At 72.0% G+C, this 19,637-nt stretch carries 14 protein-coding genes and 1 pseudogene; 4 read left to right on the forward strand and 11 right to left on the reverse strand.

The window, feature by feature from the left end; all coding sequences use genetic code 11:
- Nucleotides 1-93: 93 nt before the first annotated feature.
- The 5 genes and pseudogenes from WME89_RS15880 to WME89_RS15900 form a co-directional block, all read right to left on the reverse strand.
- A pseudogene (locus tag WME89_RS15880) lies at nucleotides 94-351 on the reverse strand (PAAR domain-containing protein); the annotation flags it as partial.
- Between the two features lie 13 nt (nucleotides 352-364).
- Entirely contained in the window at nucleotides 365-2,371 is a 2,007-nt protein-coding gene (locus tag WME89_RS15885; RefSeq protein ID WP_438009986.1) for a type VI secretion system Vgr family protein, read from the reverse strand.
- A gap of 110 nt (nucleotides 2,372-2,481) precedes the next feature.
- Nucleotides 2,482-3,255 (reverse strand): hypothetical protein, encoded by a 774-nt coding sequence (locus WME89_RS15890; protein WP_438009987.1) that lies wholly within the window; start codon nucleotides 3,253-3,255, stop codon nucleotides 2,482-2,484.
- Between the two features lie 60 nt (nucleotides 3,256-3,315).
- Nucleotides 3,316-5,694 (reverse strand): DUF2169 family type VI secretion system accessory protein, encoded by a 2,379-nt coding sequence (locus tag WME89_RS15895; protein WP_438009988.1) that lies wholly within the window; start codon nucleotides 5,692-5,694, stop codon nucleotides 3,316-3,318.
- A gap of 363 nt (nucleotides 5,695-6,057) precedes the next feature.
- Complete coding sequence (locus WME89_RS15900) at nucleotides 6,058-6,702, reverse strand: hypothetical protein (RefSeq protein ID WP_438009989.1); 645 nt, start codon at nucleotides 6,700-6,702, stop codon at nucleotides 6,058-6,060.
- Between the two features lie 821 nt (nucleotides 6,703-7,523).
- Between WME89_RS15900 and WME89_RS15905 the strand changes: the two genes are divergently transcribed.
- Nucleotides 7,524-8,090, forward strand: a complete 567-nt coding sequence (locus WME89_RS15905; protein ID WP_438009990.1) for a hypothetical protein — start codon at nucleotides 7,524-7,526, stop codon at nucleotides 8,088-8,090.
- Nucleotides 8,091-8,228: 138 nt separating this feature from the next.
- Here WME89_RS15905 and WME89_RS15910 read toward each other — a convergent pair whose 3' ends face one another.
- A complete protein-coding gene (locus tag WME89_RS15910; protein WP_438009991.1) occupies nucleotides 8,229-9,233 on the reverse strand; it encodes a metallophosphoesterase family protein in 1,005 nt (334 codons plus the stop codon).
- A gap of 143 nt (nucleotides 9,234-9,376) precedes the next feature.
- Between WME89_RS15910 and WME89_RS15915 the strand changes: the two genes are divergently transcribed.
- Together WME89_RS15915 and WME89_RS15920 are read left to right on the forward strand one after the other, a co-directional pair.
- Nucleotides 9,377-10,321 carry a histone deacetylase family protein gene (locus WME89_RS15915; protein ID WP_438009992.1) on the forward strand — a complete coding sequence of 315 codons (945 nt, stop codon included), beginning with the start codon at nucleotides 9,377-9,379 and terminating at the stop codon, nucleotides 10,319-10,321.
- A gap of 1 nt (nucleotide 10,322) precedes the next feature.
- Nucleotides 10,323-11,039, forward strand: coding sequence for a hypothetical protein (locus WME89_RS15920; RefSeq protein WP_438009993.1), 717 nt, complete (start codon nucleotides 10,323-10,325; stop codon nucleotides 11,037-11,039).
- Here the strand turns inward: WME89_RS15920 and WME89_RS15925 are convergent, their stop codons facing one another.
- Nucleotides 11,040-12,215 (reverse strand): amino acid--tRNA ligase-related protein, encoded by a 1,176-nt coding sequence (locus WME89_RS15925; RefSeq protein WP_438009994.1) that lies wholly within the window; start codon nucleotides 12,213-12,215, stop codon nucleotides 11,040-11,042.
- A gap of 346 nt (nucleotides 12,216-12,561) precedes the next feature.
- Here WME89_RS15925 and WME89_RS15930 point away from each other — a divergent pair, with 346 nt between their 5' ends.
- The gene (locus WME89_RS15930) at nucleotides 12,562-15,276 is read left to right on the forward strand and encodes a DUF2169 domain-containing protein (protein ID WP_438009995.1); all 2,715 of its coding nucleotides are present in this window, start codon (nucleotides 12,562-12,564) and stop codon (nucleotides 15,274-15,276) included.
- Nucleotides 15,277-15,316: 40 nt separating this feature from the next.
- On the opposite strand, the gene WME89_RS15935 is transcribed toward WME89_RS15930, so the two are convergent.
- The 4 genes from WME89_RS15935 to WME89_RS15950 all read right to left on the reverse strand — a co-directional run bounded on the left by WME89_RS15935 (nucleotide 15,317) and on the right by WME89_RS15950 (nucleotide 19,637).
- Nucleotides 15,317-15,877 carry a hypothetical protein gene (locus WME89_RS15935; protein WP_438009996.1) on the reverse strand — a complete coding sequence of 187 codons (561 nt, stop codon included), beginning with the start codon at nucleotides 15,875-15,877 and terminating at the stop codon, nucleotides 15,317-15,319.
- Nucleotides 15,878-15,947: 70 nt separating this feature from the next.
- A complete protein-coding gene (locus WME89_RS15940) occupies nucleotides 15,948-16,316 on the reverse strand; it encodes a dihydroorotate dehydrogenase (quinone) (protein ID WP_438009997.1) in 369 nt (122 codons plus the stop codon).
- A gap of 15 nt (nucleotides 16,317-16,331) precedes the next feature.
- Entirely contained in the window at nucleotides 16,332-19,094 is a 2,763-nt protein-coding gene (locus WME89_RS15945) for an RHS repeat-associated core domain-containing protein (protein WP_438009998.1), read from the reverse strand.
- A 24-nt stretch (nucleotides 19,095-19,118) separates the two neighbouring features.
- Nucleotides 19,119-19,637, reverse strand: coding sequence for a DUF4123 domain-containing protein (locus tag WME89_RS15950; RefSeq protein ID WP_438009999.1), 519 nt, complete (start codon nucleotides 19,635-19,637; stop codon nucleotides 19,119-19,121).

Genomic DNA, 19,637 nt, shown 5'->3' on the forward strand with positions numbered 1-19,637 from the left:
CGACGCCGCCCACGCGCGCTGGCAGCTCTTGCACTCGAGGAACGGGATCCCCGTCTTCGCCGCGGCGACGAGGGCGTCGATCTCCGGCGTCGAGCCGATGAAGACCGTGGGGCACCCGGTCACGATCACCCCTCTCGGAGCGGTGCTGTCGCCGAGCCGCGCGGCTGGCTCGTCCTCGATGAAGACGTTGCTCGAGCCGTCATCGATCGCGCCCCCGCATGTCGTGGCGTCGCCCTCCCTCGCGGCGGGCAAGAAGCCGATGTTCACGGTCGTCGCGGCCGAGGTGATGGGCGACGGGGCCTGGACGGCCACGCACACGTGCAGATCGGTCAGGCGGGCGGCGGGGGGCATCGGTCTCCTCTCGTCAGGGCACCGGCGTGTCCCCGGGGTGCGCCTCGTCCGCCTTCCGGGGCGGGGAGGGGCTCGCGCCAGGGCCCGAGCCCGCCTCGCCGCCGCTGTTGATGTTCACGATGGTCCCGACGATATCAATGCCGCCAGGGTGGATGTCGATGAAGCCGCCCGGGCCCTTGATCGTGAGGCGCAGCCCGGCCTCCAGCACCATCGTCGCGCCCGCCTTGAGGTGGATCGCCGCGCCGGCCTCGAGCGCGTGGCTCAGCCCCACGCGCTCGTGCTGATCGACCATCACGGTGAGCGACGCGCTGCCGTTCACCTGCTCGCTCCGGTTCATCACGACGTGGACGTGCTCGCCGCCCATCACGAGGCGCTTGCGCGTGCCCCTCACCACCAGATCCTCGTCGCCCACCACCGTCGAGAGCTTGTTTCGGCCCGTGCGCTCCACCTGGTCCCGCTTGACCAGCTCGTGCTTGTCGCGTTGAGCCTGTGTGTACACGAGCTCCATCCCGGCCTGATCCTCGAACTTGATCTCGTTGTATCCTCCGGTGTGCGGGGACGAGCTGCTCTTCCAGGTGCTCACGGTCTTGTGGTCCGGCAGCCTGTACGGCGGGACCTGCTGGCCGTTGTGGGCGCGCCCCGCGACGATGGGCTGATCCGGATCGCCGTCGAGGCACGCCACCAGCACCTCCTGCCCCACGCGCGGCAGGAGGAACATCCCGTATCCTGCGCCCGCCCACCCCTGGCTCACGCGCATCCAGCAGGAGCTGTTGTCGTCGAGCCGGCCCTCTCGGTCCCACGCGAACTGCACGCGCACGCGCCCGTGCTCGTCGGTGTGGATCTCGGCGCCCGGCGGGCCCACCACGACGGCGCTCTGGAGCCCGAGCGCCTGCGGCTTCGGCGTCTTTCGCGGCGGGCGATAAGGCACCTTCGCGTCGGTGAGGACCGCCCGTCCCTGGACGGTCCACGCCTCGCCCGGCGAGCCGGTGATCGCGAGATCCGTCACCAGCAGCTCGCCTGCGTCGAGCTCGGTGTGCGGGTGGTGCTCGATCGTGAAGACGCGGCCCGGCGCCAGATCGACGACGTTGGTCTCGAAGCTCACGACACGCCTGTCGCCTCGCATCGCGGCGAGCACGCGCGCCGACAGATCCTTCCCGTGCCGCTCCTCGTGCCGGTAAGCGCCCCTGTCGTCGGCGAACGGTGTCCCGCCTCCCGCGCCGCGCGCCAGGAAAGACCCGGGCTCGAAGCGGTACTGCTCCAGCTTCGCCTCCGGTCCGACCGGCGGCGCGAGCGGCGCGCTGGCCGAGAGCTCGAGCCTCGGCTTTCGGAACTCGTTGTCGCGCATCGTGACCTTGCCGGGCCGCACCTCGTGGGTGAGCCGGACCTGCGTCACGAATTCCTTCTGGGAGGCTTCGTTGGGGTTGTCGACGAACGGCAGCGCCCGCCGCGGCGGCTCGACATGGAGCTTGTCGCTGAAGGTGAGCGTCGTCTTCGTTGCGCCGTTGTCGGGCAGCGTGAACGCGATCCCCGCCTCCTCGAGCAGCCGCGAGAGGAACGCGTAGTCGCTCTCGCCGTGCTGCATCCGGATCTCGAGCTTCGGGCACGCGGCGCGATCCACCTTCCACACGGGGACGATCGCCCACTCGGCGAGGAGCCTGTCCGCGATCTCCGGGATCGACAGGTGCTGGTAGATCCGCTGTCCGCGGCGCTGCGTGAGCAGCCACAGCTTCGGCACGATGGTCAGCGAGTACGTCGAGAGCCCGGTCGGCTCGGGCTGCACCTGCTCCACCTGGCTGCACACGCCTTCCCAGAGCCGCGCGTCGAGCGCCGCGTGCAGGATCCCCGTCTCGATGCGCAGCGACGCCGCCTGGCCGATGAAGGAATCCATGTCGAGGTCCGGTCGCCTCGACATGGCCAGCACGGAGACCGTGAACAGCTCGGAGACGGCCTCCTGCACGGCGAACTGCCGGACGGAGAGCGAGGTCTCGCCGGACTCGAACGTGAGATCGAAGGTCGGCATGCTGGACGGTCCTCGGTGGAGCCACGGGGCGCAGGGCCGGTCGGGGGCGTGATGGTAGCCCAGCGAGCGGGCGCGCGGTCGACTTTGGCGGCGCGGTCCGCGCTCGCCGCTCAGATGCGCGCGGGATGGCCGCGCCTCGCCTGCCAGATCCGGCGGCTCGCCCACGCATAGGAGTCGGCATCGTTGGTCAGGCCGGTGAAGCCGCCGGTGTCGTTCCTGAGGCCTTCCCACCGATAGGCCACGTCGATCGTGCTCGCGAACCTGTGCGAGGCCTCGTGGAGAATGCTCACGGCCAGATCGCCCGCGGTGAACGTCTGGATCGCATGCTTGCCGATGTGGATGCGCGCCCGCGGGCCGACGGAGCCCGCGGCCCCCGTCCCGATCCACCGCAGATGATCGCAGGCGAGCCGGGCGTGGCCGGCACCGGTAAGGAGGGCCGTCGCGCTGTCCCGCGCCGCCCTCATCGCTTCGCCCGGCAGGAGGGGGTGGCCGACCACGATCTCGAACGCGCCGCCGATGCCCGCCCGGAGGAGACGCAGCTTCTGCCATATCGTCCTCACGTCCTGCTCGAACGTGGGCGAGCTATGGTCGAGGTCGAAGTACCGCCCGAGCGCCTCCACGACGGTGACGGCATGGTTGATGGGAGCGACGTTCTTCCCGGGGAAGAGACGCGGGAAATGGAGGGTACGATTCGCCGAGTCGGGGTCGACGCTCTCCAGGGGGCGCCACGCCAGGTAGTCCCCGACGAGATCGACGGCGTCGCTGACGATCTCCCGGGCGTAGACGACCCCGAGCCCGAGCTTGCTCCTGTCGCCGTGGCGAAGATCGAGCAGCGGGTCCTTGTCCCAGTTTGTGACCGTCACGCCGTGAACGCGGAACAGCATCTCGCCTGATCTCCGGTGAAGCGAGCCCGCCGCGCGAGCGGCTCTCCCGCTGTCGAATCCTCATGATGCGCGCCGCTGCCTGACCTGCACCACCCGCCCGAGCGCCGCCGCCTGGAGCGCCGCTGGCTCGGTCTCCCGCTCGTCGATCGCCGGGTGCACCGCCGCGATCAAGCGCGCCCGGAAGCGCGTCGAGAGCGGCAGATCCTCGGCGATCGAGGCCGGAAGGTAGATCACGAGCGGCTGCTTCTCTCCCGTCACGTGAAGGAGGGCGCGCAGGTGCGGCCCGCCGAGCACCTTGCGCTTCTGGTAATGGCGCTGCTCCAGGAGCGCGCGCTCCACCTGGTCGTTCGCGAGCTCCGCCCGGCCCTTCTTTCCGTGGGCGAGCGCCTCGCGGATCCTCCCGCACAGCGCCTCGGCGACGGCGGGCGCGCTCGATACGCCCGGCGTGCCGAGGAATTTCTCGGCGGCCCCGAGCGCTGTCGCGAGCGCCTCGTCGCCGGCCGCGAGCGGCGTCGCGGTGGAGAGCAGCGCCTTCAGCGTCTCGACCTCGTCGAAGGACAACGAGAGCTCGCCCTCGACCAGCTCGAGCGGCGGCACCGGCGTGCCGCGCTTGCCGGCGGCGCGCGCGAGCGCCGCGTGCACGCCCTCGGCGTCGGCGGCCGCAGCGCGATAGAGGATCTCGAAGATCTGCGCCCGATCCTCGATCTCGGCGGGCTCGTCGGAGAGGGCCGGATCGTCGGCCTCCGGGTCGAGGGGCTCGGCCTCCATCGCGTCGAGCAGGCGCTGCCAGGCGGGCTTGCGGACGATGCGCGGCACGCTCTTCCGATCGAACCAGACGAGCGCCAGCGCATCCCGCTGCGTCGCCGCCGGCGCGATCGCGGCGCTCGCGTCCGCCGCCGCTGCCGCCGCCGCCGCTGCCGTGCCCGTGCCCGTGCCCGTGCCCGCGAGCATCGTGCCGATGGTCCGCGGCGCCGCCGGCGCTTGCGACATCACGCTCGCGTCGCTGGACGCAGGCTGCGGAGCGGCTGCCGCCCAGGGGCTCACCGGCTCGCCGGGCGAGGCCTTCGCGATCGGCGGGGCAGCGACCGGAGGAGCGGTGTTCGAGGAGGCGGAGGGCGGCGGCGCCGCAGGTGAGGCGACGAACGGGAAAGGCACCTTCGACACCGTCTCGGTGAGCTCGCGCGTCTCCTTCCTGAGCGAGCTCACCTTCGGCCGGAAACCGGGCGGCTCGGACGGCCGCGGAGGGGGCAGCTCGGGAGGGGGCGGCGGGGTCGGCGGTCCCGCGCGAAAGGGCATGACCGGCGCCTGCGGGGCGTCGGGCGACGGCGTCGAGGCGCCGAGGGTCAGCGTCGACGCGCCGGGGGAGGGCGTCTTCAGCTTGGGAGCGGGCGGGGCCACGAGCGGCGGCGGCTGGAGCCCCGGCGCAGAGGGGGTGGCTGCCTCGGCCGGAGCCTGCTTTGCGGGCCGCTCCAGCTCGACGCGCACCTGCCCTGCCTCCGTGGGGCTCGCGAGCGGGAGCTGGCCGCGCCACGTCACCGTGCAGAGGAGACGATCGGTGTCGATCACGAGCGTGTCGCAGCGCATGACGAGATCGCGCGGCCCGCCGGCGCGGCCGGTGATGGTCGCCCGCGGGCGGACGCCAGGCAGGCTGGTGACGAGGCGCGGGTGGAGGGCATGGAGGTTCTCGAGCAGGATGCGCTCGTCGGCGCGGAGCTCCTGCAGGCGTTGATCGAGCGGAGCCACGTTGAAGAAGGAGCGATCGAAATCCTCGGGCATCAGGTTCGAGAGGAGCGCGCCCGACGACCAGGCGGCCGCGTGCTTGCCGAGCCTGCGGTGTCGCAAAGGCCAGGTGGGGGCGATCGGCCCGAAGCCCACCGCCGCGATGGAGTCCTCCGGGCTGCCCACGACCTGATCCACGGGGAGGAGGTTGGGCACGGTGGTCCTGCCGCGGTCGTCGCGCGCTTCGCGATCGACGCCCGCAGGGTTCTCCGTGTCCGGCCCGCCCGCCGCGCGCTCGTAGGCGAGCGGCATCCTGGTGAAGCGCTCGCCCTCCTCGAGCTCGCCCTCCTGGGTGAACACGCGATCGCAGAACGCTTGAATGGCCTTATCGATCTCGCCCACGACCATCCGCGCGACCAGGGACCGCGCGGGCCGGCCGCCGGGCGCGTGGGCGTGGCCGACGAGGACGACGTCGGCGCCCTGCTTCAACGGCGCGAGATCGCTCGCCTCGATCAGGCTGCGCGCGGGGTCGTCGTCCCGGTACGCGTCGCGCTCGCGGATCGGCTCCTGCGCGGGCGCGAGCGGCGACTCGGTCGGCGCGAGCGTGAAGGTCGCCTTGCAGACGACGGTGAGCACCCAGGTCGAGGCGCGCGCCTGCCAGAGGAGCGAGGCGACGGGGAGCGACCCGTCGGAGACGACATCCATAAGTGGACCGACCATATCACCACTCCGGCGAGCTGGATGTGGCGTTGACGCGCCCGGGTCTCGGCCGTCGTGAACGGCGGCGTCGCTCGGCGGCGCGAGCGGCTCGGCGCGCGCAAGGATGGCGTGGTGTCGCCGAGCACGCGCGAGACGCGCCCGACCGACACATACGAGCCCTCGTGCAGAACGGCGCCAGCGAGGGCGACGACGTGCAGGTGGTGCGCGGCGAGGTCTGTTTGCCTCGCCGGCTCACCGGAGGTCAGGGGGCGTCGGCCGTAGTGTCTGGTGAAGTGGAGGGGAGAGCCGCCGAGCGCGCGGCGGCCCTCCGGAGCCCGTGTCGTCCCGCAGCCCTCGCGCGGGGCGAGGCCGCGCTTCAGCTGGTCAGTTGAGCTCGCCGCCCTCGACCCAGCTGGCGAGCGTCTCCTGCTCGGCGGCGGTCAGGCACTTGGCGTTGCCGGCGTCCCGCTCCGGGTCGCCGGTGCACCTGGCCATGCCCTGCCCCACGGCCGGCATGGAGCCGTCGCGGACGCGCATGAGGGCACACGCGCCCTTCGAGAGCCCCGCTCTCGCGCACGCCGCGTGCTCCGCGTCCAGCTGCGAGGACGCGTAGTCGATCTCGAAATCGCCGGCGGGCGTCGGACTCGTGGTGTGGCAGGGCCCGCAGCGCGCCATGAGGATGGGCTCCACGTCCGCCCACGCCGCGGCGTCCGCGGGCCCGCCGCCCGTGCCGCCCGCGCCGCCGTCACCGCCGCCCGCGCCGCCGTCGCCGCCGCCCGCGCCGCCGTCACCGCCGCCCGCGCCGCCGTCGCTGCCACCCGCGCCGCCGTCACCGCCGCCCGCGCCGCCGTCGCTGCCGCCCGCGCCGCCGTCACCGCCAGCCGTGCCGCTCGTGGTGGTGCTGGTGGTGGTGGTGCTGGTGCTCGTCGTGCTCGAGGTCGAGTCGTCGTCGCCGCACGCCGCGAGCGCGAGGAGCAGCGCGCCGGTGGTCGCGAGGAAAGGGAGCTGGGTGTTCCTGGTAAATAGCATTTATTATGCATATGCGACCCTGGTGCTGCTGGCAATTCCCGTGGCATCGAGCGCGAGAAATTCCGCCTGTCGCCCTGATCTATTATGCTTTGATTGAATCGGAGAACGCGCCCTATCGGGCTGGGCGCGTGGTTTTGCGGCGCCGCCCGCCCCCTCGGACCGCCGGCGCACCGGCGTGGGGCCGCCGGCGAGTTCGACCGCGGGGAGCTCGCGAAGCGCTGTCGCGATCACGCGCGCAGCCGGGTCCGGAAACGCATGAGGTACACAACGGAAGGGATGATGTGACCGATCGGAATCGGTCCGAGGCAAGGGCACGTCTCGAGCGCGCGGCCGATGGGGTGCCGGTGAGATCCTGTGACGAGCGCCGCTTTGGCCTGTCCGCGGATGGGTTCCACCGCGTCGCGCTGGGCCCACCGCATGCAGGCTGCGTCGCGCACGGCCTCGAGCAGCCGCCTCGGGGCCTCGTAGCATGGCTGCACGATGGGGCGGCCGCCACCAGGAGGAGCTTGACTTTTCGGATCGTGTTTGGGTTTCGTTGCCTGCCCGACCGACCCCTGGGGGAACCGCTCGTCCGCGGACACGGCGGAAGCCCGCTGCGTGCCGGACACGATGGCCCCGCACGACCTACATCCCCGAGCCACGACCCGTCCTCCGGATCGAACGCGCCGCTGGCTGCCACCTCGCTTTCCTGCGGTGAAGGCGCCCGGCCGAGGACGTCGCTGCCCGCCCAGGGCTCTGGCCACGCGTGGGGCAGCGGCTCCTCTCTGGCCTACGCGCGAGGTGCGCGGTAACCTCGTTGCCGAGGGCGCTGGCGCGACTGGATGACCGACGAACCCAGGGTCAAGGGGGTGGCGTTCCGCTCCGCGTTCGTGAGCTTTGGCAAGCTGCGCGGAGAGCCCGTCCAGAAGCTCAGCCTGGACGAGATGTGCGAGCCGCTGCGCGACGGCCTCCGCTACGGCAGCATCGTCTCCACCGGCTGGTACCCGATCGCCTGGTACAAGGACCTCTTCCAGGCCATCCGGCGCACCAGCGGTGAAGGCAAGGACCTCATCCACCAGATTGGCCGCCAGTGCACCCGCGACGACATGAGCGGCATCTACAAGGTCATCGCGGCCCTCATCTCCCCCTCCGCCCTCTTCTCCCTCGGCCAGCGCGTCTTCGCCAACTACTACTCTGTCGGCCGCGTCCAGGTCCTCCAGTCCCGCCGCGGCTTCACCCGCGCTCGCTGGAGCGGCTGCTCCGGCTTCGACGAGAACATGTGGACCGAGGTCATCGGCTCCTGCGAACAGCTCCTCGAGATCGGCGGCGCCAGCCACGTCCGCCAGCGCGTCATCGCCGGGGGCGGCGACCACGATGAGCACCTCGAGTTGACCGCGCACTGGAGCTGAGGGCCCGCCGTGATCAGCAGCCGCAGGCTCGCGGACAAGACCCTCGCGGCGCGGACCAGGGCCGCGACGCTCGGTCCGGTCGAGCCGCTCGACCGCCTCGACTGGCCACATCGGCTCAAGCGCGGGCGCTGCCGCGCCTCAGGGCGCCGGCCAGGGAATCACGAAGCGGTCGAGGGGGGCGGCCTCGCTGCCGCCCTTGGGGAGCCCGCGGACCTCGACGGCGAGGCCCTCCGGGGCGGGCGCGATCAGCAGAAAATGGAATGGACGGAGCGCCGAGCCGCGGGCGAGGTCGTCGGGGTGGCGGCGGGCCGCGCCCTGGGCGAGCGCGGCCCGGGGGCCGCCGCCGCCGCCGGCCACGATGAAGAGCTTTCCGCCGCGCCGGAAGCGCTCGTGGCTGTGCACGTGGCCGCTGATCAGCGCCAGCGCCTTCCGGGAGCGGAGGAGGGGCGGGACGATGTGGCGCTGCACGTGGGGCTCGTCGCCCGTCACCGTGCTGTTCGTGTAGGGCGGGTGGTGCGCGAGCACCAGCACCGCGCGCGCTGAAGGATCGGCGTCGAGGCGGCGGAGCGCGCCCTCGTACCAGCGGATCTGGGCGTCCCACACCGCGGGGGTGAGCTCGTCGATGTTGCTGTCGAGGACCACGACGCGGACGGGGCCATACGCGACCTCGTACCAGCGGCGCCCGCCGAGGTGCGGGAAGCGCGCGAAGAAGTGGCGCTCACCGCCGCGGCAGCCCCAGTATTCGTGGTTGCCGAGCGCCGCGAACGCCGGGATCCCGGCGTCGCGCACCGGCGCCATCAGGGCGTCGAGAGCGGCCCAGTGCCGCGCCGAGCCGCCGTCGAATACGAGGTCGCCGACCACGAACACGGCGTCGGGGCGAGCGGCGGCGAGCGCCTGCACGAGCACGGCGCGCTCGGGATCGTTCGACTCGCGCCAGAACTCCAGGGTCGAGGTGCGCTGCAGATCGGCGATGACGGCGATGCGGCCGGTCGTCGGCGGCAGCGGCACATCGAGGCTCCCCGCGAAGCGGCGCGGCGCGGGCAGCGGCGCGCACGCGGCGAGCAGCGCGCTCGCGGCGGCCACGCCGATACAGGCGACCCCGAGCGCCCGCGCGGACCCGCCGCGCCGTTTGAGCTTTACCATGATCGACGTCCATTCCTGGAAGGTCCGCGCGTCCCGTGGGAGAATGAAGGCGCTGACGCTCGGGCTCGATCTCCCTCGGTACGGGCACACGGCCTCGGGCTTGGGCTCGGGCTGCTGAGCAGGAGAGCTCGCCGGGATACTCCATGTCCACCCTGTTGATCACGGATCCTCGGCTCCTCGCGCACGATCCGGGCCCCGAGCACCCCGAGAGCCCCTCCCGCCTCGCGAGCATCCTCCGCGCCCTCGATCCGCTGCCGGCCGGCGCGATCTTGCAGCGCGCGGTCCGCGAGGCTTCCGCCGCGCAGCTTCGCCGCGTGCATTCGGCGGCGTACGTCGACGAGGTGCTCGGGCAGCGGGGGCGGGCCGGAGCGATCGACGAGGAGACGCGCCTGTCCGATGGATCCGTGGAGGCGGCGCTGCTGGCCGCCGGGGCGTGCGTCGCGCTGGTCGAGGCGCTCCTGGAAGGGCGGGTGAAGAATGGCTTCGCGCTCGTGCGCCCGCCCGGGCACCACGCGACGTCCAGCCGGGGCATGGGGTATTGCGTCTTCAACAACGTCGCCATCGCCGCCGCGCACGCGCTCGCCCGCGGCGCCGGCCGGGTGCTCATCGTCGACTGGGACGTGCACCACGGGAACGGCACACAGGCCATCTTCGAGCAGCGCGACGACGTGCTCTTCTTCTCGGTCCACCAGGACCGGCTCTACCCCGACTCGGGCGGCAGCGACGAGGTCGGCGCGGGCCCTGGCGCCGGGTACACGCGGAACGTCCCCTTGCCGCCCGGCGCCGGCGACGACGAGATGAAGCTCGCCTTCGAGCGCGAGCTCGCGCCGCTCGCGGCGTGGTTCCGCCCCGATCTGGTGCTGGTCTCGGCGGGCTTCGACGCGCACGTGGACGATCCCATGGCAGCGCAGCGGGTGACCACGGAGGGGTTCGCGGCGCTGTGCGCGACGGTCTGCAGCATCGCCGAGCCGACCGCGGGAGGCCGCGTGGCGCTCGTGCTCGAGGGCGGGTACGATCTCGCGTCGCTCGGCGCGAGCGTCCGAGCGTGCGTGGAGCTCCTCTGCAGGAGCGCCGGCCGGGAGCATTGAGATGGGCTCGACAGACAGCACGCTCCTGGGCGACGTTCCGGACCTCGGAGACGTCCCCGCGGCGACCGCCTGGTTCGATGCGAAGCTGGCGGTCCTGCGCGCCCTCGGGCCGTCACCGGAGATCGAGGCGTCATTCCGGTCCGTGTCGGTCCTCGACCTGATCGGGGCGCCGACACCGCCCTTCGGCCTGTACGGCGACGCCGCCTGGCGAAGGCTCGTGCTGGCGACGCTGCTGGCCGACTGGAGCTGCTACCCTCTGCCTGTCGATCAGGTCGGGATCGAGCGCCTCTTTCAGGTGATGTTCACCTTCCCGGCGGGGTTCAGGGTGTGGTGGGCGGAGGCCCCTGGCGCCGGGTGGCTTCCGGTCGGGTATACCGGCTGGTTTCCGATCGCGGAGCTGTCCTTCGAGGCGCTGGCCGCGCGGGCGGCGGAGCTGCGCGGTCGCAATGTGGCAGCGCTCCCGACCCTCGATCCCGCCGGGAGCTTCATCTACCTCTTCAACTACAGCGTCCTCGGGCCGCTCCGGGGGACGTCCTGCTCCCGGCGGCTCCTCCGCGCGCTGGCCGACGATATCGCGGCCGTGCCGCTCCGGGGGCTCGCGGCGATCACGGTCTCCGAGGAGGGGATCCGGGTCGCCGAGCGGTTCGGGATGCGGCGCTCGGGGACGCTGGTCATCGGCGGCACGCCGGAGCAGGTCTACACGCGCCGGGTCACCTGATCAGAGCTCGTCCCACGTGAAGGCGAGCACATCGCGGATGTGCTCCTGCCCGGTGAGGAGCATGATCAGCCTGTCGAAGCCCAGCGCCATGCCCGCTCCGGGCGGGATTCCCTGCCTCAGCGCCTCCACGTAGCGCGCGTCGAGCTCCACGGGGGCCTTTCCTTCCTGCGCTCGCCGGGCGTTCTCGCGCGCGAACATCGCGGCTTGCACCTCGGGATCGCGGAGGGAAGGGAAGCCGTCGCTCAGCTCCATCCCGGCGATGAAGAGCTCGCTGCGCAGCGCCAGCGCCGCCGAGCCCGGGGAGAGCTCGGCGGAGGAGGTCATCAGCGCCGGCCACTCGCGGAGGAAGACGGGGCGCTCGTGGCCGAGGTGCTCGGTGACGCGATCGAGCAGCATCGACAGCACCATCGGGGGATCGTCGAGGAACCGCTCGGGCACGCCGAGGTCGGGTCGGGTCGCGGCGGCGCGGAGCGACGCGGCGGAGAAGCTCGGGTCGACGTGGACCCCGAGGTGCTGCGCCAGCGCTTCGCGGACGGTGAGCCGCTCCCATCGGACGCCCGCGACCCGCACGGCGCGGCCGCGGACCTCCACGTGCTCGGCGCCGGGGGAGACGGCATCGAGCGCCCGCTGCACGAACGCCTCCACGTCGTCCTCGATCGCGTCGAGCGGCGCGAACGCGCGCGCCCACTCCAGCATGGTGAACTCGGGGTTGTGGCGCGCTCCGACGTCGCCGCCGCGGAAGTTCTGGGTCAGCGTGAAGACCTTCTCGAACCCGCCCACGATCATCCGCTTGATCTGGTACTCGGTCGAGGTCGTGAGATAGCCGCCTTCGGCGCGCATCGGGCTGAGGTGAGCGTCCGGGCACGCGCCCTTCACGAGCAGCGGCGCCTGGACCTCCAGGAAGCCCTGCTCGAAGAAGTACTCGCGGACGGCGCGCAGGATGGCCTGACGCTGGAAGAGCAGCGCCATCCGGCTCGGCGCCTGGCCAGGCTGGCGCCAGCGCAGGGCGTCGCCCCCCGGATCCCAGGCGCCCGCGGCGGGCCCGCCCACGCGACGGACGACCGGCGGCGCTCCGCCATCCCCGAGCTCGACCTCGACGATGTCGCCCGGCGCGAGCGGCGCATCGGCGCGGAGGCCGCGGACGACGTGCCTCTCGGCGCCGGCGATGAGGGCCATCGAGCTGAGCGCTCCTTCCTGCCATGTTTCGAGGATGCGACCGTGGAGCCGGCGCGGCGAGGTCATGGGGGCACCATGCCTCATCGCGCGGCGTCCGGGTATCCAGGTTCTACGAGGGGCGCGCCGCGCTGGAGGGGCGATGGGCGATGGGCGCCTGGAGCAGCTCGCGCGATCGCCAGCCCGAGGGCCGAATGGGCTCATGGTCGCGAGCGCGCGGCGCGGCCGCGGAGCGCCGCGCGATGAGCAGGCGCCGCTCAGCGCCCCTCGTCGCGCTCGCCTCCGGAGGAGCGACACTGGCGCGCCGCCGTTCCGCCGCGCGCGCCGGAGCTGATAAGGTGGCCGCCGCATGCAGGTTTTCTCGGCTTGCCCCCTCCGCGTCGCCTCTCGCATCTGGCCCACCGCGCGCGGCGGGTGGATCTTGACCGTCGTCTGCAAAGCCACCTATCGACTCCTGCCGGGCGAGTCCCCCCTCCACCTCGCCCAGGAACCACCGCACGAACAGGACATCTACCGGGGTGACGACCCCGCCCGCAGCCTCGCTGTGGCCAGCGATCTCGCCCCGTTCAAGCCCCGCGCCGATGTCGTCCTCGTCGGCAGCGCCCACGCAGCTGGCGGGCTCCCGGCCCGATCCATCCTCGCCCGTCTCATCGTCGGTGAGGTCGACAAGTCGATCGAAGTCTGGTGCGACCGCGCCTGGACCCAGGACGGTCAGCTCTGCGAAGGGGCTCGCGTCACCCAGATCGCCATGCCCTACGAGCGCGCCGCGGGCGGCCCGGATTCCTGGAACCCGGTCGGCGTCCGCCATGACGCTCCGCCTGACCCTTACGGCCGGGTTCCGCTCCCCAACCTCCAGCCGCCCGGCGTTCACATCTCCCGGCGCGACGACCTCATCGAGCCGATCGGGTTCGGCCCCATCGCCCCGACATGGCCCTGGCGCAGGGACCGCCTGGGCCACCACGCGGGCGCGTGGCCCCACGATCGATGGTGGGAGCAACCCCTCCCGGAGGGCTTCGATCCCGCCTTCTTCAATGTCGCCCCGCGCGATCAGCAGATCGCCGAGCTCCACGAGAACCAGCGCATCGTCCTCGAGAACCTCCACCCCGAGCACCCCCGCCTCGTCACCAGCCTCCCCGGTCTGCGCCCCCGCGCGCTCGCCGAGCGCGCCAGCGGCGGCCAGGAAGAGCTGGCGCTCCTCTGCGACACCCTCTGGATCGACGCCGACCGCGGGCTCTGCGCCCTGGTCTGGCGCGGTCGCCTCTCGCTGACTCACGCCGAGGAGGTCGGCCGCGTCGTCGTCACCCTGGAGCGCTTCAGCGCCCCCGCGACCTCCTGGGCCCGCGAGGCCGCCGCCCCCGAGTCCCATGCTGGCCAGTCCCCCCTCGGCCGAGCGCGCCCTCCCGCCGCCAGCGCTCCGGCGACCAGCGCCACCGTCGCCGCCGAGCTCATCGAGGCCGCCGAGCTCATCGAGGCCGCCGACGAGGACGCGGACGCCCTCCGCACCCACAGCGCTCCCCGCGACGCGGCGGCGAACGTCTCCCCGGTGCTCCCCTTCGCCGCGTCGTCGCGCGACGCCGCGCGCAGCAGCGCCGTCTCAGCCTCTCCGGCGCCTGCTGCTGGTTCGCCGCGCTCACGCCCGACGGAGGCCGGCCGCTCCGCCGCGCACGCGGACACCGGCACCATGTCCGCTTCGCTGGTACCGAGCGGATCACCCGATGTCGTCGCTGCCCCGCTCCCCTTCTCGCGCTCGGCCGATCTTCCCGCGCCCACCGCTGCGGCGACGCGGAGCGCCCCCGCGGTCGCGCCGCCTTCAAGCCTCCTGCCGGCCGCCTCTCCGCCGTCCGCTACCCCCATCGCGCCGCCTCCGCTGGTCACTCGCCCCCCGCAGCTCGCGCCGATTGCCCTGCCCATCGCCTCGAGCCCCTGGAGCGTCGCCGACCCAGGCGCCAACCCCGCACAGAAGGCCTCCATCGGCCAGCTCGCGCTCGCCAGGGACCCCGCGCTGGTCCCCGCCTCTCCGCCGCTCCCGCCCCCTGCGCGCGCCGAGCTCCCGCCGGCTCCCCTCGACGAAGCCATGGTCAAACGCGGCTGGAAGCCCGTCGCGCAGGGCGACGTCGACGGCCCTGCGAACCCGTCACCCCCTCGGCTCGTCCAGGCCTCCCCGGCAGGCGGGGGCGCTGCCTCCGGCGCCACCGCCGCCCTCGCCGCGCGCCCTCCCTCCGCAGAGCCCTCGACCCCCGCGCCCCGCCTCTCCGCCGCGCGCAGCGCCCCTCCGGAAGCCATCGAGCTCCTCTGGTACGACCCCGCCTGCGTCTCGCGCGTCCGCCGCCAGCCCGGCTGGAAGGAGATCATGGCGCAGGTCAAGCCGTATCCCCTCGATGATGACTACCCCGGGGAGGCTCCGCCCGAGAGGCGGCAGGAGCTCCGGGACCAGCGGGAAGTATTCGGCCTGCTGGCGCGCGCGGAGCCGACCGACCTGCGCGGCATCGATGCGGCGCTGGCGAACGCCATCCGGGAAGATGGCACCTTCGTCCCGCCGCTGGTGCTGGCGGCCGGAGAGCTGGAGTTCCCCTTCGACGAGCTGGAGACACTGAAAGCGACGATCGCTGCCGTGATGCCGTTCGTGTCGGGCGACAGGAGGCTCAAGGAGACCGTCGAGACGACCGAGCAGCTCCTGCAGACGCCGTGGCTCAAGGGCGCGAGCAGCGTGGCCGAGGGGCTGACGCAGAAGATCCGGGACGCGTTCGTGCAGGCCAACCGGGCGGTGCCGCCCAGCTACATGGAAACGCACACCGAGCGGATGCTGCTGGACCAGCGGGCGTACCAGAAGCGGATGATCCTCGGGCAGCTGCGCCTCCGGACCCTCTTCCTCGCGCGCGGCGCCTCGAAGCCGATCCCGGTGTACCTGCCCTCGTCCGTCGAGGGGGAGCTGCCGGGCTTCCTGCGAATGACGGTTCGCATGGTGCTCGAGCCGAGGCCGCGGATCGAGCAGTTCGAGGAGCAGCCCGTCGCGGGGCGGTGCCTCGCGATCGCTCGGGTGGTCTCTCTGAGGGAGCGCGCCTGAGCGGCGGCCGCACGCCCTTCGCCGCGAGGCCGTGGTCAGATCACCGGAGCAGGAGCCCACGAATCACCGCCTCTCGCTCCGCGTGAGGGGGCACCTCGAGCCGACCTGACGTCGCGTGGTACACCGCGACCGCCGTCGGCGGGCTCGTGCCACCAGGGCTCGTGAAGATGACTCTTGGATTGCCGTACAGATGAACCTGCGGGATCGGGTCCACGCCGTAGACGAAGGGGCTCGGCGGCGTGCCGAGATCGCGCTCGCGCGTCACGGCGCTCGGCAGGCCCGGCACCTCGGTGAACGCGCGGAGGATGTTACGAAAACCCGCGTAGACCAGCGAGAGCTCCCGCCTCCCGGTCCGGCGCGTCGTGATCTGCGTCCCTGGCGTCAGGTACTCCCGGAGCAGCTCGAAGACGCCGGGGAGACCGTCGAGACGCTCGCCGTCGAAGAACATGTCTTCCACGGCGCAGACCTGCGCGACGTGCCGCTGCACCTTGGTGAGCTCCGGCCCAACGGTGTTCCAGAGCTGAGGTAAGCCGCGGCCGGGGTAGACCGTCTCGACGATCACGTAGATCGGCTGAGGAGAGCAGAGGGTGAGCTCGGTCACCGCTCCCCCCTGGGCGGCGCCCGGAGCGGGACGCGGGGCGCCGAGCAGATCCCGTCGTGGCGTGTCGAGCTCATTCGTACGATATCCAGGCGGGTCTGTGGGCGGTGTGCGCCTCGAGCAGGAGCGCGAGCACGTCGGCGTGGACCGCCCTGGTTGGCTCGTCGAAGCGGCTCGTGTCGACGCGGCGCCACTGCTCGATGACCGCTTCGAGATCAGGGATCGGCCACGGGCTGCTATCGTACCAGCCTTCATCCAGATGGTAGGGCAGCGCCAGCCCTGTCCAGCCGACCTCCTCCGGCTCGATGGCGGTCATGATCCGATCGAAGTAGCCCTCCCACAGCCGGACGACGCGCTCGAGGCCGTCGTCTCCGGTCCAGTGGAAGCGAACCTCCGGCTCACCTTCGAATCCGGCATAATAGTCACGTATAGCTCCGTTCATCTCAGCCCCGATGCGTCATGGTGCAGGCCAGTGCCCTCGGTTCAGCAGATCCTTCTGAGCTGCCGTCGCCGTACCCTGCTGATTTGCTTTCACGGCGTCTTGCCAGACGTGCATGGGCGTCCACTCGTTGTCGCCTGTCAGCACGTGCTGCGCCTTCGACTGCCCCGTTGGCGTGCCCGGCGTCGTGCGGGTGATCACCCAGGTATTGCCCTGCTCCGCGGGCGCGCCGGGGGTGCGCGTGTGCCAGCGCCCCTCGTACTTGTAAGTTCCGTCGTCCCACTTGTACCTGACCTGGAGGTACCCGTCCTTCGCCTGCGCCGCTATCACGGCGTTGTCCGGGATCGGAACAGGGCTGTTTCTCGCCGCGATCTTCGCGATCCAGGACGCCGGGACGTGCGCCGTGATCAGCTTGCGGACCTGGTCGACCGCCTCGCTGAGCACCTTCTTGACGCCGGGGATCTTGCCGAGCCCGGCGGTGATCAGCGAAACGATGGCCGAGGTGGCTCCAGCGCCGAGCGCGCAGCTCCAGCATACGTCTCCTGTCGTCATCCACTGCTCGAGCGCGAAGCCCAGCGTCGCCCCGACGAAGTCCCCTGCCAGGGCCCCGAGGACCGGCTGGCCGATCGCCATGCCGACGAGCGTGCCCGTGGCGGCGAAGGCGCCCTCGACGGCGCCCGCCAGCGCGGCGGCAAGGATATCGCCATGACTGAAGTACGCCACCGCCGCGCTGACCGCGGCGCCGATGACGGCGCCCAGCGCGATGACGCCGATGACGGCGAGGAACGCGAGCCCGCCGGTCGCGTCCGCCTTGTTCCAGGGATCGTTCCTGGCGAAGGCATAGTTCGTCGCCCCGGCGTGGGACCAGGAGGGATCGAGCGACAGGTACGCCTTGAGCCACGGACAGTAGTAGCGCGCCACGTTGTAGTGGAGCCCCGTCTCCTCGTCCTCGTAGTGCCCGGCCAGCCGGAGCGGCTGGCGGACGAGCCCGACCTCCACGCGAGCCCGCCCGAACGACTCGTACCGCGCCCTCCAGACGACGTTGCCGGACCCATCGAAGACCCGGATGACCGCGCGCCTGGGGTCGGTCTGCATCCAGTAGGTCTTTCCTGCCTCCCGGAAGGCGAGCGGCGTGATGCCGTCCGGATGATAGAGGTAGTCTCGACGGACGGGCGTCGCGCCGGGGTGCGGGATGTGCTCCTCCCACAGGAGCTGGCACCCAGCCCAGCCGTACCGCCACAGGGAATGACCGACAGCCTTCGATACCCTCCTCCCCAGGGCGTCGTAGGTGAACCGGACCCGCCTGTCGCCGATCGCCACTTCACGAAGCCTGCCGTCTCCGCCGAAGGAGCAGCGGCGCTCGTCCCCGGTCGGGCCGGGGGAGCGGAGCATGTTGCCGCAGCCGTCGTAGACGATCTCACGGCCGTCGTGGGAGAGCGGCTCGTCCATCACGCCGACGTGGACGCGCCTCCCGTCATCGAACGTCAGGTTCCCCTTGGCGTCGTAGTCGTACTCGGCGAGCACGCGCTCCGTCGCCGGGTCGAGCTCCGCGAGCAGGCGACCTTCGGCGTCGACCACGAAGCGACGCCGCTCGACGTCGCCAGGGTGCGCGCCCCATGCGTCCGTCACGCCCACCAGGCGCTCGCAGGGGTCGTGATCGTAGGTCTGCTCGCTCAGCGTGTACCCTTGCCCGTCGACCACCGTGGCGCGAGCCATCCCCCCGAGGCGAGCATATGCCCGGACCTCTCGGAGCTCCCCGCCGTAATCGATCGATGCGATGGCGCCGTCCGGCGTATAGCCGAATCGGGTCTCCTTGCCGTCCCAATCACGCACCGCCTCCAGGCGGCCATCGACGTCGTAGCGGTACGTGATCCTGTCGCCCCACGGCGTTCGCAGCTCGGTGAGCCGACCCTCCGCATCGTGGCCGTACTCGAGCGCGCCGGTGGACGTTTGCTCGGAGCGCAGGGTCCCGTCCTCGGCGAAGGTGAGGATCAGTGTCCCCGTCGTGTTCTTGAGGGTCAGGACGGCGCCGTCCTCCTCGACGAGCCCCACCTCCGTCCGTTCGCCATCGGGCCACCGGAGCGCGACGACACGACCCGCCTCGTCACGCTCGTACGCGACGCGCTCTCCATCTCGTCGCCTCACGCCGAGCGGATGACCTCCCTCGCCCCTCTCGACGTGTTGCTCGGAGCCGTCCGGAAACAGGATCCGATCCAGCCGCCCTCTCGCGCCGGTGAGGAACGTCGTCGCGCGCCCCAGCGTGTCCGTGACCGTGTGGCGGCCGCCAGCGTCGTCCCTGGAGTAGGTCGTCGCCGCTCCTGTCCGGTCGACCACCCGCTCGAGGCCCGCAGGGCCGTGGTGAAGGAGGGTGGATGAGCCGTCCGGGTAGGTCACCCGGGCCAGCCGGCGCTCCTCGTCGTAGCCCATCGTATAGGCGAGGAGCCCCGGTCTCGTCAGAGAGGTGATGTCCCCGCGCTCGTCGTGGCCGACCTCGACGCGCTCGCCGCTCGGGAACGTGACCGCCGAGACGCAGCCGGCCCTGTCGCCCTCGAACCCGAAGCGAGCCCCCGAGGGCAACGTGGCCTCACGGGGCGACCCATCCGAGGAGAAGCTGAGCCTCATCCGGGAGCCGCGCGCGTCGGTCGCGGCGATCGCGCCGGAGTCGGGCTCCCGCTCGGCCTGGAGGCCCCGCTGCCGGAGGCCCCGCAGGATGCGATCCGGCAGCGAGCCGTCGAGGGCGGGCTTCAACGCCTGGGCGTGCTCGTGGCGAACTCGGAACATGCGCGTCTGACCTCTCGCTGTAGCTCAGGTTGCCAGAGCCATCCGCTCCGGATCGGGCGCGTCCGCGTCTCGCCTGAACCGGAGCAGGGCATGGCCGTCCTCGGCCTCTGCGAAGTAAGACTCGACAGGTCCGAAGAACTCGATCCACTCCTCGTACGTGCATCGGGGGAGAAACAGCCGGAGGACCCGCGGGTCGTAAAACCGAAAGTAGACCTCGCGCCCGTCCTCCAGCTGCACCTTGAGGAACCTCCGGAGGTGGCGCCGCACCGCCGCGAACGACTCCTTGCTCGTGAGGAAGACGCCGTGCGACTTGCCCCAGTCCTCCCGGAGCCAGGACTCGACGACGTGGGCGGCGCTGGGGAGCTCGATCAGGTAGGGACCGAAGGGGGCCAGCTCCTCGCCGCGCTCTCCTTCGTAGAGGGAGCGGCTGGGCAGCTCCGAGGCGCGGATGCGCCGCGATATCGAGCGATCTCGCGCCCCGTCGAGGAGGGCATAGAGCGTCGTGGGCTCTCGCGCGAGCAGGGCGGCGGCTCGTTCGATCAT

The sequence above is a fragment of the Sorangium sp. So ce321 genome (assembly GCF_051530195.1).
Lineage (GTDB): Bacteria > Myxococcota_A > Polyangia > Polyangiales > Polyangiaceae > Sorangium.